The 14563-nt window shown below is 38.8% G+C and carries 12 protein-coding genes, 1 tRNA gene and 2 pseudogenes; 11 read left to right on the forward strand and 4 right to left on the reverse strand.

Features of this window, described 5'->3' with window-relative positions:
• Positions 1–43: 43 nt before the first annotated feature.
• Both rsmJ and prlC read right to left on the reverse strand, forming a co-directional pair.
• Positions 44–814: a 16S rRNA (guanine(1516)-N(2))-methyltransferase RsmJ gene (gene rsmJ, locus SJ312_RS11755; RefSeq protein ID WP_094962881.1), complete on the reverse strand. Its 771-nt coding sequence runs from the start codon at positions 812–814 to the stop codon at positions 44–46.
• On the reverse strand, positions 807–2849 hold the full coding sequence (prlC, locus tag SJ312_RS11760) for an oligopeptidase A (protein ID WP_136135269.1): 2043 nt from the start codon (positions 2847–2849) through the stop codon (positions 807–809). Before prlC ends, rsmJ begins: the two co-directional genes overlap by 8 nt.
• A gap of 309 nt (positions 2850–3158) precedes the next feature.
• Here prlC and SJ312_RS11765 point away from each other — a divergent pair.
• Together SJ312_RS11765 and rhuM (SJ312_RS11770) are read left to right on the forward strand one after the other, a co-directional pair.
• Positions 3159–3253: transfer RNA gene (locus tag SJ312_RS11765), tRNA-Sec, on the forward strand.
• 164 nt (positions 3254–3417) lie between these two features.
• Positions 3418–3681 (forward strand): annotated as a pseudogene (rhuM, locus tag SJ312_RS11770) (RhuM family protein); the annotation flags it as partial.
• A 68-nt stretch (positions 3682–3749) separates the two neighbouring features.
• On the opposite strand, the gene SJ312_RS11775 reads toward rhuM (SJ312_RS11770), so the two are convergent.
• The gene (locus SJ312_RS11775; RefSeq protein WP_096863483.1) at positions 3750–4646 is read right to left on the reverse strand and encodes a LysR family transcriptional regulator; all 897 of its coding nucleotides are present in this window, start codon (positions 4644–4646) and stop codon (positions 3750–3752) included.
• 111 nt (positions 4647–4757) lie between these two features.
• On the opposite strand from SJ312_RS11775, the gene SJ312_RS11780 reads away from it, so the two are divergent.
• From SJ312_RS11780 to rhuM (SJ312_RS11790), 3 genes and pseudogenes are all read left to right on the forward strand, one after another.
• A complete protein-coding gene (locus tag SJ312_RS11780; RefSeq protein WP_319867787.1) occupies positions 4758–5960 on the forward strand; it encodes an MFS transporter in 1203 nt (400 codons plus the stop codon).
• A gap of 67 nt (positions 5961–6027) precedes the next feature.
• Positions 6028–7143 carry an alpha/beta hydrolase gene (locus tag SJ312_RS11785; protein WP_413776559.1) on the forward strand — a complete coding sequence of 372 codons (1116 nt, stop codon included), beginning with the start codon at positions 6028–6030 and terminating at the stop codon, positions 7141–7143.
• 32 nt (positions 7144–7175) lie between these two features.
• A pseudogene (rhuM, locus tag SJ312_RS11790) lies at positions 7176–7292 on the forward strand (RhuM family protein); the annotation flags it as partial.
• Positions 7293–7387: 95 nt separating this feature from the next.
• On the opposite strand, the gene SJ312_RS11795 reads toward rhuM (SJ312_RS11790), so the two are convergent.
• Positions 7388–7750 carry a YibL family ribosome-associated protein gene (locus tag SJ312_RS11795; protein ID WP_112308019.1) on the reverse strand — a complete coding sequence of 121 codons (363 nt, stop codon included), beginning with the start codon at positions 7748–7750 and terminating at the stop codon, positions 7388–7390.
• Positions 7751–8088: 338 nt separating this feature from the next.
• Between SJ312_RS11795 and SJ312_RS11800 the strand changes: the two genes are divergently transcribed.
• The 6 genes from SJ312_RS11800 (at position 8089) to SJ312_RS11825 (ending at position 14559) form a co-directional block, all read left to right on the forward strand.
• Complete coding sequence (locus tag SJ312_RS11800) at positions 8089–8646, forward strand: tyrosine-type DNA invertase (protein WP_187710670.1); 558 nt, start codon at positions 8089–8091, stop codon at positions 8644–8646.
• 941 nt (positions 8647–9587) lie between these two features.
• A complete protein-coding gene (locus SJ312_RS11805; RefSeq protein ID WP_004263121.1) occupies positions 9588–9977 on the forward strand; it encodes a helix-turn-helix domain-containing protein in 390 nt (129 codons plus the stop codon).
• Positions 9978–10059: 82 nt separating this feature from the next.
• A complete protein-coding gene (locus SJ312_RS11810) occupies positions 10060–10623 on the forward strand; it encodes a fimbrial protein (protein WP_094960889.1) in 564 nt (187 codons plus the stop codon).
• Positions 10624–10689: 66 nt separating this feature from the next.
• Entirely contained in the window at positions 10690–11235 is a 546-nt protein-coding gene (locus SJ312_RS11815; RefSeq protein ID WP_232062925.1) for a fimbrial protein, read from the forward strand.
• 29 nt (positions 11236–11264) lie between these two features.
• On the forward strand, positions 11265–13796 hold the full coding sequence (locus SJ312_RS11820; RefSeq protein ID WP_136134154.1) for an outer membrane usher protein: 2532 nt from the start codon (positions 11265–11267) through the stop codon (positions 13794–13796).
• Positions 13797–13809: 13 nt separating this feature from the next.
• Complete coding sequence (locus SJ312_RS11825; protein WP_110592737.1) at positions 13810–14559, forward strand: fimbria/pilus periplasmic chaperone; 750 nt, start codon at positions 13810–13812, stop codon at positions 14557–14559.
• The last annotated feature ends 4 nt before the right edge of the window (positions 14560–14563 follow it).

The following is a 14563-nucleotide window of genomic DNA, read 5'->3' on the forward strand; positions in this document are numbered from 1 at the left end:
ATACTGATAAATTCACCTGTACATACGCCCTTCGCCGTTACGTTTATTCGCTATTTTTAATGCATGGATAGATATCAAATCGATGGTTTTTAGTGGTAACCGCTGATGGCGCTTTTTGTCCCGCAAGGGGCTCCGCGTAGTCAGGGCGCTTAACAACCACTCTACGTTTAGCCAAAGCAATCGCAGGGGCTAATAATGAATCTGCATCATCATCTGCTCCCACCAATGACTGAAATACTCGCATTTCTTTCTTCACTAAAGCACTTTTTTGCCGATGAGGGTACATCGGATCAAGATAGATAACATCAGGGGCATGGGTTATCTCACTCAGTGCTGTAATACTGGATGCATGAATCAATGACATTCGCTCTTGTAACCATGGGCCAATTTCTGCATCTTGGTAGCCTCGTTGTAAACCATCATCCAATAGAGCAGCAACCACAGGGTGGCGCTCCAACATACGGACATGGCAACCGAGAGCGGCTAGAACAAAGGCATCACGCCCTAGGCCAGCAGTGGCATCAATGACATCGGGAAGATAATCTTTTTTGATCCCGACGGCTTTGGCAACAGCTTCACCGCGACCTCCACCAAATTTGCGACGATGGGCCATCGCCCCAGAGACGAAATCAACAAAAATCCCACCTAATTTAGGCTCATCTAGTTTGCGCAGTTGTAAGTTTTCAGGCGTAAGTACAACCGCCATAATGGCATCAGGGGTATGAGAAAGTTGCCATTTTTCAGAAAGTTGAGAAAGAGTGCCGGGATCGGCACCCTCTTCGCAGATCAATTGGATCTCAATACGATTAGCCATGAATACCATAGCTCTTCAACATGGCATCTAATTCTGGTTTGCGACCACGGAAGCGTTCAAACAGCGCCATTGGCTCTTCTGAGCCACCACGACTTAAGATATTGTCGAGGAAAGACTGACCTGTTTGACGGTTAAAGATGCCTTCTTCACTGAAACGTGAGTATGCATCTGCCGCAAGCACATCTGCCCATAAGTAGCTGTAATAGCCAGCTGCATAGCCACCTGCGAAAATATGGCTAAAAGCATGTGGAAAGCGCGACCATTTTGGTGAAGGAACCACAGCGACTTTATCTTTAATCGCATATAGCGTTGGCATGACTTGCGCACCTTTGGCTGGGTCATACTCAGCATGTAAGGTGAAATCAAACAGGCCAAACTCTAACTGGCGCAGAACAAACATGGCTGATTGGTAGTTCTTTGCTGCTAACATGCTATTAAGCATTTCTGTTGGTAATGGTTCGCCTGTCTCATAATGGCCGGAAATAAATTCGAGGGCTTCAGGCTCCCAGCACCAGTTTTCCATAAACTGACTTGGTAACTCGACAGCATCCCATGGTACACCGTTAATCCCTGCGACATCTGCAACATCAATTTGCGTTAACATATGATGTAAGCCGTGACCAAATTCGTGGAATAAGGTAGTGACTTCATTATGAGTAAACAGTGCGGGCTTATCGCCAAGTGGTTTATTGAAGTTACAGGTTAAATAGGCTACAGGATTTTGTAATGAGCCGTCTTTATGCACCATACGGCCAACACAATCGTCCATCCAAGCTCCACCGCGTTTATGTTCGCGAGCATAGAGGTCTAGGTAGAAGCTGCCGCGTAAGGTATTGGTTTCATCATAGAGTTCAAAGAAACGCACATCTTTATGCCATGTTTCTACATCATTGCGTTCTTTGGCAGTTAAACCATAAATGCGATGAACAACTTCGAACAAGCCATTCAGGACGCGTTGTTCAGGGAAATATGGGCGCAATTGTTCATCATTTAATGAGAATTTATGCTGTTTTTGTTTTTCGCTGTAATAGGCTAAATCCCAAGATTCAAGCGTATCGACACCATAATGTTCTTTAGCAAAAGCCGTCAGTTCAGCCAGTTCATTTTCCCCTTGCTGATGAGCACGGTCAGCTAAATCATTGAGGAAATTCAGCACTTGTTCTGGTGATTCGGCCATTTTGGTCGCTAGGGATTTTTCTGCGTAGTTTTTAAAACCTAATAATTGCGCTAGCTCGTGGCGTAAAGCCATCAGTTCATCAATTAATTCGCTGTTATCCCATTTACCCGCATTTGGGCCTTGGTCAGACGCACGGGTGCTATATGCATGGCTCATTTCACGACGTAATTCTGCGTTATCAGCATAGGTCATAACAGGTAAATAGCTTGGCATATCGAGAGTGAGTAAGTAGCCTTCTTCACCTTTTGATTCAGCCATGGCTTTTGCTGCAGCAATAGCGCTTTCTGGCATACCCGCTAATTCTTTTTCGTCTTTAATGAGCTTACTCCACCCCATGGTCGCATCAAGGACGTTATTGCTAAACTTAGACGCTATCTCCGACAAACGTGCCACAATTTCACCATAACGTTGCTGTTTTTCAGCAGGTAAGCCAATACCGGATAACTCAAAATCGCGTAAGGTATTTTCGATAGACTTACGTTGAGCTTGGCTAAGGGAATTAAATTCAGCCCCTTCTTTTAATGATTTATATGCTTGATATAAAGGCTCATGCTGCCCCATCCAGGTACTGAATTCAGACAGTAATGGTAAACATTTTTCATACTCTTCGCGCAGTTCCGGGCTGTTTTTCACGGAATGTAAATGACTCACTGGCGACCAAACACGAGACAGCTTATCACTGGCTTCTTCTAAAGGTTGGCACAGGTTGTCCCAAGTGTATTGATCTGTTGCACTCAACAGGTTTTCTACTGTTTGGCGATATTCATTGAGTACGTGTTGGACCGCGGGAAAAATATCCGCAGGCTCTATAGTAGAAAAACGGGGTAGTGCGGAATCGGCTAATAATGAATTTGTCATAAAACATCCTGTGATTGCAGGCTTGTGCTCGTAGGCCAAGGCTTACTGTGTTGACAATAAAAGTTAAATGGCGAACTTATACCCAAATAGGATAAATGTTATGGGTGATAGAACCAGCACGCCATTGCGAATATAAGAAAGTATATGGGGGCAGATGTACAAACCTCAATATCAATCTAACGTTTTTTCTTATTAACGCTTATCAATAAATGGGGTTTTTGTTGGTTTTTATCAATAAAGGCAATAGTTGTAGTTTCAATGCTTTGGAAAATAATGAATTCAGTCTATAATCACTTTCCAATCTATAGAGGAAGATCGTCGTCTCCGGTGAGGCGGCTGGATTTCAAATCCAGTTGGGGCTGCCAGCAGTCCCGGGCAGGTTCGACTCCTGTGATCTTCCGCCAAACGCAGTTTCTGAATTTCTCTCAAAGTCTATATTTTCCTTTTAAATCAACAAGATTAATCACTTCGAAGTCTGTCTGATTCTCCCCTTGTTTACTGGTTTATACCCCTGTTTGGGGGCATAATTTTTCCCTATTTTTTGGATGCCCCCACAATGAAGCTCAAAGCCAGTCAGCTGGATATGGGCTTAACCAGCTATAAATTTGATGAGGTGTATAAAACCGATGTCACGATCGCGAAGAACTATCTTCGAGAAAATGAACTGAAAGAATTAAACCGTATCGTCAATATGTGGTTAGATTTTGCAGAAGACCAAGCACTGCGTCGTAAGCAAGTTTTTTTACAGGATTGGGATACAAAGCTGGATCAGTTTTTAAGTTTTAATGACCGTGAAGTTTTGCAATGTGCTGGTGGGATTAGTAAAAAAGCCTACTACTAAAAAACCAATCTGGGGGTATTAATGGGGGCACTGCTATTTATCCAACTCACCAAATGCGACTACTTTGTTCGATACCGTATCGCTTCTACAAAAGCCATAAAAGCGGGTGAGGACTGTCGACGGTTTGGGTAATACAGGTGAAAACCTTCAAAGTAAGGGCTATAATCGATTAATACAGCCTGTAACTTCCCCTTGGCAATATAAGGCTCGGCTAAATGTTCTGGAATATAGGCTATTCCCATTCCGTCCAGCGCTGCATTTAACTGGTGCAGTGTACTATTGAAAACGAGTTGCCCATCCACCTTTATACTTGTTGTATGATCATTTTGTTTAAATTCCCACGCATAAATAGCCCCCGCAGCACGATGGCGAATATTGATGCATTGATGTTCAGATAAGTCGTTAGGAAATAAAGGTTTAGGGTGCTGTTTAAAATAGTCCGGTGAAGCGACTGCAATTAAGCGCCAATCTGGCCCAATGCGAACTGCTATCATGTCTTTATTGATATCATCGCCAATTCGAATTCCTGCATCGAAACGTTCTTCAACAATGTTTGTAAAACCATAGTCCACATATATTTCTATTGTGATATCAGGGTATTTTTGTAAAAAATTATTCAATATTGGTCGAATATAAATTTCGATTTGGTCATCGGTACAACTTAAGCGAATAGTCCCTCTAGGGCTGTCTCTTAACTCACTTAATGCATTAAGTTCAATATCAATCTGTTCAAATAATGGTCGGATGGCATTCATTAGCTGTGCGCCAGCCTCTGTTACTGAAACATTTCGGGTTGTTCTTGCTAGAAGTCGAATCCCTAAGCGTTCTTCCAAAAGTCGTATTGTATGGCTTAATGCCGAAGGCGTCACACCAAGTCTTGCAGCCGCTTTTGTAAAACTTTGCTCTTGAGCAACGATAAGAAAAGCGTGCAAGTCATTCATTTTACCTTTCATCATTAATGAATTTTTCTCACAAGTTCATGAAGATTATACCCACTAATTAAATTATTACCTGTATGCCATGATGATGTCCATTAAATATCGTAGGTACATAGGCGAATATAATCGATGGATAATGCCATTTTTCAAGAGCGAAATTTTCCTGAAAGAGCGAACTGGAGTGCAGTTTTTGCCATGACGCTATGTGTTTTTGTATTGATAGCTTCAGAATTTATGCCTGTGAGTTTGTTAACGCCGTTAGCGCTTGATTTTCAGGTAACTGAAGGAATGGCGGGACAAGGTATTACTATCTCAGGAATATTTGCTGTCATAACGAGCTTATTTATTTCTGCACTTACTCGTAATTTAAATCGTAAAGCCTTATTGCTGGGGCTTACGTTCTTAATGGGGGCGTCAGGCGCGATGATTGCTTTAGCCACCAATTATTATACTTATATGGTTGGTCGTGCGCTAATCGGTATTGTTGTAGGCGGTTTTTGGTCTATGTCTGCTGCGATAGCAATGCGCCTTGTGCCGATAGATCAAGTTCCTAAGGCACTGGCTATTTTCAATAGCGGCAATGCGCTAGCAACGGTTATTGCTGCACCTTTAGGAGCTTATCTGGGCTCAACTATTGGATGGAGAGGGGCATTTTTAGGCTTGGTACCTATCGCGATTGCAACTATTTTGTGGTTGTGGGTGAGTTTACCCTCAATGCCAACTGATCCGAACAGTCATCAAAATACGCCTCAGATTTTCAGTATTTTTAGCTTCTTTAAATATCGCGTTATCACACTGGGTATGCTTGCTATCGGGTTATTTTTTATGGGGCAGTTTACCTTATTTACCTATGTGCGTCCTTTCCTTGAGACCGTCGTAAAAGTCGATATCTCGATGGTGACATTTAGTTTGTTACTTATTGGTATTACGGGATTTATCGGAACTCTACTGATTAATCGTGTATTAAAAATAGGGTTCTATCAAACATTAATCGCCATTCCACTATTGATGGCCAGTATTGCGGTATCACTTATTTTCTTTGGCTATTCCAGTCTTACTTCCATCGTATTATTGAGTATTTGGGGTTTTATCGCGACTGCGGCGCCTGTTGGTTGGTGGAGTTGGATACCTCGAATATTTTCAAATAGTGCAGAAGCAGGAGGGGGATTGATGGTTGCTGTGATCCAACTTTCCATTGCCTGCGGCGCTTCGGTGGGAGGCATAATATTTGATTTGATGGGCTATGAAAGTACCTTTGCAATCAGTACGTTATTTCTTGTAGTCGCAGCAATACTTGTTCAATGCACAGCAAAGGCTGAAAAGGAAACATAACCCATGGGCTGGAATATCACCAAAACAAGCAGTGATAGAGCTTTTCCAAAGAAATGACTAAAAGAGGATGTACATTATGGATCATGAACGTAGAGATTTATTGAAATTAACGGGGGCAAGTATTGCTGTTGCAGGTATGGCATCGATAATTACAGCGCCAGTATTAGCGCAACCAAATACAAATTTCAGTGAGCTATGGGATAAAACCTTTGTAAAAAGTGATAAGGTTGAACATAAAAAAGTCACATTCAAAAATCGTTATGGTTTAGCCTTAGTCGGAGATTTATATCAACCTAAACATAGCAATGGGTTATTTGCTGCAATTGTATTGAGTGGTCCATTTGGCGCAGTAAAAGAGCAGTCTTCGGGGTTGTATGCACAAACATTAGCAGAGCGTGGTTTTATTACTCTAGCATTTGATCCCTCTTTTACTGGAGAAAGTGAGGGTGAGCCTCGAAATGTTGCTTCTGCGGATATCAATACGGAAGACTTTAGTGCTGCTGTCGATTTTTTAGGGCTACAGCCAAATGTGGATCGCGAGCGTATTGGTGCGTTAGCTATCTGCGGATTAAGTGGTATGGCTTTAACTGCAGCGAGTAGCGATTCACGTATTAAAGCCGTAGCAACAGCATCAATGTACGATATGTCTCGCAGTATTAGCCGCGGATACCAAGATAGTTACACCATTGAAGAACGACATAAAGTGATTGATTATCTTAGCCAGCAGCGCTGGAAAGATGCAAAAAACGGACACTATGCTTTAGGTTACCATGAGGTGCCATTCGATGAAGATGGCAATATTATCGAGGGACAACGTGTTTTACCGGAGACTCTGCCAGAGAATGCACCGCCTGTATTAGCCGCATTTTTTGATTATTACCGTACTCCTCGAGGTTTTCATCCCCGTTCAATTAATTCAACAACCGCGTGGACAGCAACAACGCCTATATCTTTTTTTAATTTTCCTATGCATACCAATATTGAAATGATATCACCAAGACCAATTTTGCTGATTGCAGGGGAAAATGCACATTCTCGTTATTATTCTGAAGATGTGTACAAAGTAGCTTCAGATCCTAAAGAACTCTTGATTATTCCAAATGCTGATCATGTTGATTTATATGATAATCTAAGCAAGATCCCTTTCGATAAACTCACTGTTTTCTTTCAACAGAATTTATAAATATAGTAGCACATTATTTTTAGTAAAATAATGTGCTTGCTGTCAGTTACTGCGTTACATCTGTTGGTGGCACTCAATTTCGCCAGTAGGCAACGCAAACGCTAGAACGGTATCTGATCAAAGGGTTTGTGATGGATGATGAGCGGCTGAATTACTTACTAGCGGTTCATAACTATAAAAAGTGTATTAAGAACCTCCCAGTATTCGTTGGGCATTACAGATTTTAGTTGGGTTGACTTTCTAACTAGAAATCAGCCTTAGAAAAACCGGTCATAACATCCAGTTCCATTTCGCGGCCTAATGCCGTCATTGGATGGACAATGGTCAAGCCTCGCACGGATTTTTTCAGCTTGCCAAGGTCGGCTTGTTCTTTCTTAGTGATGGGACGCTTGAACGGCATATCTACTAGTTTTTGCGCTTCTTTGCTTAGTTTTTTGTTACGCTCCGCCTTCAGACGAGCGATTTCAATTTCCAGTGTCGCTTTTTCTTTCTCTAGTTCTGCGTGTTTTTCTACTTCACTCGTCAGTTGCATACTTGCCATCTGGCGACGAATAAGATCTAAACGGTCGCTAAGAAGCTTAATTTGTGCTTTTTCGATTTCTTTCATTATATTAATTAACCGTGAATAAATTTCTTGCCGGCAAGTATACACTATTCTAGATAAGGGGGGAAAAGGGATACAGGCTAATACCCATGTGAGGCTACCTTTATTGTTCATCATTCATGGAATGAAAACAACATAACTACCTTATAAATCAATTTCCATTCAACTATTCATCATATTTCGTCTTTTGTATCCTAGTAACATCATGATTAAGTTGTTGCATTTCGGTATCATCACTGACCTTTCTGACATATTATATTTAATTTTCTGAAAAATTATTATTTTTAGTTGATTTATCGTTGGTATATAGCGAAATATAATGAGGTATAGATGAGATCATAATGACTAAACGTAAATTTATTACACGTACAGAAGTTAATTCTTTATTGGATGCTACAAAGCAAGGTCGCTATCCTAATCGAGACTATTGCTTGTTATTAATGAGCTTTTTGCATGGATTAAGAGTTAGTGAGCTCACTCATATCACAATGTCTGATATTGATTTGGTGCAGAAAGTGATATTTGTTAGGAGACTAAAAGGAGGGCTGTCTACCGTACAGCCTATAATTCCCGAAGAGTTTAATGCGATTGAAAAATGGTTAGTTGAAAGAGATTCTTGGAAAACAGCAGGGTCAGATTGTTTATTTATTTCACAAAAGGGAAGCCAAATCTCTCGTTATCAAATTTATCGCTTATTTGAGCAGTATGGCAAAATAGCAGGGCTTCCTGTAAAGCTTCATCCTCATATGCTAAGGCATGCATGCGGCTATGCTTTAGCTGATTTGGGTAGGGACACTCGGTTAATCCAAGACTATTTAGGGCATCGAAATATCGCCCATACTGTAATTTATACTGCTAGTAATGAAAAAAGATTTAGTGGTATTTGGTCGAATCAATAAGTAATTTAATGAGTTGTGTCAATATAAAGCTAGCACTAAACATAATAATATGAACTAAACACCAAGAATACCTCAGTTATTTAGGTAATTGATTTTATAAAACTGAGGTATTCTTATGCATATTAAGGGTAGTAATTATTTTTAAAGCCATAAACAACATACTCAAGTAATTTATTTTCCAGCCTTTAAAAATAAGATTAGTTTATAATTTTATTTATTCTTTTTTTTTGAATCATCATAATTTAATTACTCTAATTGCGAGTATTGATGGTTCGCTTTCTCAGTTAACTAATTATTATCATATTTCAATCATTTTTTTTACAGTAATAGTCTATTTTTGACTATCAAATAAAGTTATTCTGTGAAAGGTCACCATATAAGTGAAATCATTTAGATGATAAGTTCATATTTTTGGTTTTTGTGAGTTAAAAACATCTTATTGATGATTTAAAACACATTAATTTAATATACAATAAAAAAATTAATTAATTATCAATAACAATCAATCGGATAAAATAAAATATCTATAAAAATCAATTCGTAACGCAACATAATAAATCAAAATGTTCAAATTACCTAATAAGTATAATTATCAGACTAACTAAAATCAAATAGCATAAAACTCTGTTGCAGCAATGCATTTTAGAGGTAATTATCAATTAATGTAAAAATTTGTCATTAACAACAAAAAGTTATCTTTCATTATTTTTTTTGCAATAAAACTCACCAGTTAAATCATCTGACTTTTCTAGTTTAAGGTATAAATTAAAGATTTTAATTCTGACGATTCTTATATATAAAACAATTTACCTAAAACTCATTTAACGCAACATTTTGATTTATTTTGTTGCGTTTTTTTTGCATTTCAAAAAATAAATTGTTCACTTTATGAGTGGTTCTGATTGTTTTGCCTCATTACACAAGGCTTTAATTGGTGAGATATGAAAAGTAATAAATTAAAGACCAGTATAGATAGCTTTCAGAAAATACTAACTGAACAAATTGGCATGGAATTATCGCATCTTAGAAAAGAGAAAGGGCTTAGTGGTAGTGATCTAGCTAAAAAATTAAAGATATCACAACAACAAATATCTCGTTATGAAAGAGGAATATGTAGCATTAACTGTGGAATGCTATTTTCAATTTTATTTTATCTAGAAATTAGCCCGAGTGCATTTTTTGAAAGTGTATCATTGAAAATAAATGAAAAAAATCCTAGTGCTAATTCATTTATTCATAATAGTGAATGTTTATCCGATGAAAAGGATAACTACCATTATATTTTTAATCGACAAACAGAAATTATTTTAAATTCTTTATACAGCAAATAGTTATTTTAAAAATAATAAATTCTAACTATGCCCTACATCATGTTGGGTAATCATCACGTTGTTATATATAAATGAGGTTCAAATGAAAAAAGTATTTTTAGCCGCACTAGTTTCTGCCGCTATTGCATCTCCAGCACTCGCTGATCAAGGGCATGGTAAAGTCACATTTAAAGGTGAAATCATCGATGCACCTTGCTCAATTAGTTCAGATTCTATTGACCAAACAGTATGGTTAGGCCAAATCGCTAACTCTGTTTTAGCGAATGGCGGTACTTCTAGCGCGAAGCAATTCAATATTGAATTGGAAGACTGTGTATTCCCGAAAGATGCAGATGATAAAGTGTACAACGATAAAGTGAGTATCACATTCTCTGGTTCTAGCGCTGCTTTCAATTCTAAATTACTCGGTGTAACAGGCTTAGATGCAACAGACCCAACTATTGCTGGCAACGTGGGTATTCAATTAACGGATACTAATGGCGCAGCGTTAGATATGGGAGTTGCAACAGCTCAAGAACATCAATTACAAGCGGGTGATAATACATTACGTTATAGCGCTTATGTACAAGGTGCAAACGTTGCGGTTGATAAAATTCCATTAGGTAAATTCGAAGGCGTAACTAACTTTACCTTAACTTATAACTAATTGATTAGTTTAAGAGGAATACCTTTGTGTTCCTCTATTAATCACCAAATTAAGTCAGAGGTTAAAGTGAAAGGATTTATCTATTTGCGAAGCAAAGTATCTTCCCTATTTCTTCTAACATTATTTCTTTCGCCACAAATGGCTGCATCATCTCATGGGTGGGGTAAAGTCACGATGAATGGCGAAATAGTCGATACTGCCTGCGCAATAGATATTGGGTCTAGGGATCAGACCATTAATATGGGGGTACTTCCAACAAGCTATATTCGTGAAGTTGGGAAAGGCCCCATAAAAGAATTCAATATTAAGCTCATTGATTGTCGTTGGGAAAAATATTCGAAAGATAATAACGAATGGAATTCACTCGAAGTCACTTTTGATGGTCCATCAGAAGGTGATTTTTTCACACTCTCGGGTGAAGCAAAAGGAGTGCAATTGGCATTGCATGATATATCGGGATATTCCATTACACCAGGAAAGCCATTACCTGCATTAGGAATTACGCCAGGGACAATGATCCTTAAATATCAAATGCAATTAGTCACCAATTATCATCCTGTTAAAGCGGGTAATTACCAAACCTTATTAAGGTTCAAGGTCGATTATTATTAATTCTAAGAAATTATATTGGTGTTTTAGGGATGTTTTTTATGTTTTTTAAACAACACAAAATAAATATAATAACGACAACGATAATGATTACATTTGGGTCATTATCCGCTCAGTTATATGCTGCCGATACCATACAATTTAATACGGCATTATTTGATTTAGAAGACAAAAAAAACATTGATGTTAAGCAATTCTCACGTGCAGGCTATATTATGCCTGGTATTTATCCCCTCAAAGTACAAGTAAATAAAGAAACTTTACCCGAGCAACGGTTTTCATTCTATGCGCCAGAAAACGACCCTGAAGATAGCCTCGTTTGTATCACACCAGAACAAGTCCAGCAGCTAGGACTAACAGCCAGTTCGTTGAAGCAAATTACGTGGTGGCATAATAATGAGTGTCTTGATTTACGCAGTTTGCCCGGCTTTCAAGCACGGGGGGATTTATCTGACTCAACGTTGTATCTGAGTATACCTCAAGCCTACCTTGAATATAGAACAGCTAACTGGGATCCGCCTTCTCTGTGGGATGAAGGAATTTCAGGGGTTATTTTAGACTACAATATAAACGCAAGAGCGAATAAGCCTCATGATAATAATAGCAACTATAATGTGACAGCAAATGGTGTCGCAGGTGTGAACCTTGGTGCATGGCGCTTTAGGGGAGATTGGCAGGGGCGTGCTCAACGAGAAACTGGCTCGGATAGTAAAAATGAGCATGACTTTCAATGGAGCCGACTATACGCCTATAAAGCGTTAACCAGCATTAAAGCGAAATTGACCTTGGGCGAGGACTATTTTAACACTGATTTATTCGATAGTTTTCGATTTACAGGTGTTGGCTTACGCTCTGATATCTTAATGTTACCACCTAATTTACGTGGGTATGCACCTGAAATAACGGGTGTTGCGACGACAAATGCGACGGTGATTGTTAGCCAACAAGGGCGGATTATTTATCAAGAACAAGTCGCTGCGGGTCCTTTCCGTATCCAAAATTTAAGTGATGCGACGACGGGAAAACTGGATGTTCGAATCGAAGAGCAGGATGGTTCAGTTCAAGAATATCAGGTTGAAACAGCCAATATCCCTTATTTAACTCGACCAGGTAGTATTCGATATAAATTAGCGATGGGTCGCCCAACGGATATGGATCATCATGTTAATGGAGATACATTTGCGAGTGGTGAAATGTCGTGGGGTGTCACTAATGGTTGGTCATTGCTTGCAGGCTCATTAAATAGTCAAGACTATAATGCATTCAACGTGGGTGTCGGTCGTGACTTATTGGCATTTGGTGCCTTATCTTTCGATATTACGCATTCTATTGCAAATATTCCTAATGATAAAAAACTCACAGGTAATTCTTATCGAATAAACTATTCAAAACGTTTTGATGACTATGATAGCCAAGTACAGTTCGCAGGTTACCGATTCTCAGAACGCAGTTTTATGACTGTAACCGATTTTTTAACGGCTAAAGACTCAGGTGAGCGTCAAGGTAGTAATAAAGAAATGTATGTGATTTCTTTAAATAAAAACTTTAGGGAATCGAGAATTACAGCTTATTTAAACTACTCGCACCAAACCTATTGGGATAAGCCAGAAAGTAATCGCTACAATTTAATGGTGACAAAAACCTTAGATTGGGGAAGCCTGAAGAATATTAATATTTCGTTATCGGCCTATCGCAATAAATATAACGAAACAAATGATGATGGCCTGTATATTTCAGCTTCAATGCCTTGGGGAAATGGTGCAAATATTGGCTATTCATTGCAAGCAACACGGGATGATACCGTTAATCGAGCAACCTATTATGACAAATTGTCAGATAGAACCAATTATCAAGTCAGTGCAGGTTCGACCAACAAAGGTGGAACCGCAAGTACCTATATTACCCATTATGGTGATAATACTAAGTTAACTGCGAATGCCAGCTATATTCATAATAATTACACATCATTTGGGGTAGGGGCACAAGGCGGATTTACCATGACTTTAAATGGTGCGGATGCTCACCGAGTTTCAAATATTGGCGGAACTCGTTTGCTGATCGACACTGATGGTGTGGCTAAAATTCCCGTATCAGACCGAGGGATCCCTATTGCATCAAATGCATTTGGTAAAGTGATTGTCCCTGACTTAAATAGCTACTACCGTAGTAAAGTTAAAGTCGATTTAAATGCATTACCGAATAATGCCGAAGTAACGGATTCTATTGTTCAAGCGACATTAACAGAAGGCGCGATTGGCTATCGCAAATTTAATGTACTGTCTGGTGAAAAGATGATGCTTTCAATGCGTATGTCTGACGGTTCTGCACCGCCATTTGGTGCCCAGATCACGAATCTGAAAGGAAAAGAAACGGGAATAGTTACTGATAATGGATATGCCTATGTTAGTGGTATCAACCCAAATGAAGTCATGATTATTCATTGGGGTGGGGAAGCACAATGTGAAATTAATTTTCCTGAAAACTTAGAAACAATTAACCAAGGATTATTCATTCCTTGTAAACCATTATCAAATAAACGTAATGAAGCAGATAATAATCTGTAAATGAGTGATTGCTATGAAAAAATTAACTAATTTATATATCAGTACTATTTTATTAAGCAGTTTAGTTAGCGGAAGCGCATTCTCGGCAATTGCTTTAGATAGAACCCGAGTTATTTTTAATGGTGATCAAAAAAGCGTTTCAATTACTATTACTAATAAAAATAACCAGCTACCTTATTTGGCCCAAGGGTGGGTTGAAAATATTCAAGGGGTAAAAATTACTTCACCGTTTGCTGTATTACCTCCGGTGCAGAGAGTTGAACCCGAAAAATCAAGCCAAGTCCGTATTGAGGCGCTTCCTGAAATTAGTCAGTTACCTCAGGATAGAGAAAGTGTTTATTACTTTAATTTAAGGGAGATCCCGCCAAAAAGTGATAAACCGAATGTTTTGCAATTAGCGTTACAAAGCAAAATTAAATTATTTTATCGCCCTAAAAGTATCATGCTAAGCGAAACAGAAATGCTGAATAATCCTTGGCAAGAAAAAACACAGCTTATTAAGCAAGGCGACCAATATATCATTAAAAACCCAACCCCCTTTTATATCACGATTATTGGTGCTGCTGAGCGAAAAGATTCACCAGTAAATCAGAGTTTTAAGGCGGTTATGGTTGCACCATTTAGTGAAGAAAAATTAGGGGTTTCAAGTTCTACTGTGGGGGCAAACCCGGTATTGACCTATATAAATGACTATGGCGGTAGGCCGAAACTTCAATTTAAATGTCACGCAAATACATGTCAGGTTGTTCCTGAAAATAAATAGAGAG

The organism is Providencia sp. CIM-Carb-044 (assembly GCF_033901115.1).
In the GTDB taxonomy this organism is placed as follows: domain Bacteria; phylum Pseudomonadota; class Gammaproteobacteria; order Enterobacterales; family Enterobacteriaceae; genus Providencia; species Providencia hangzhouensis.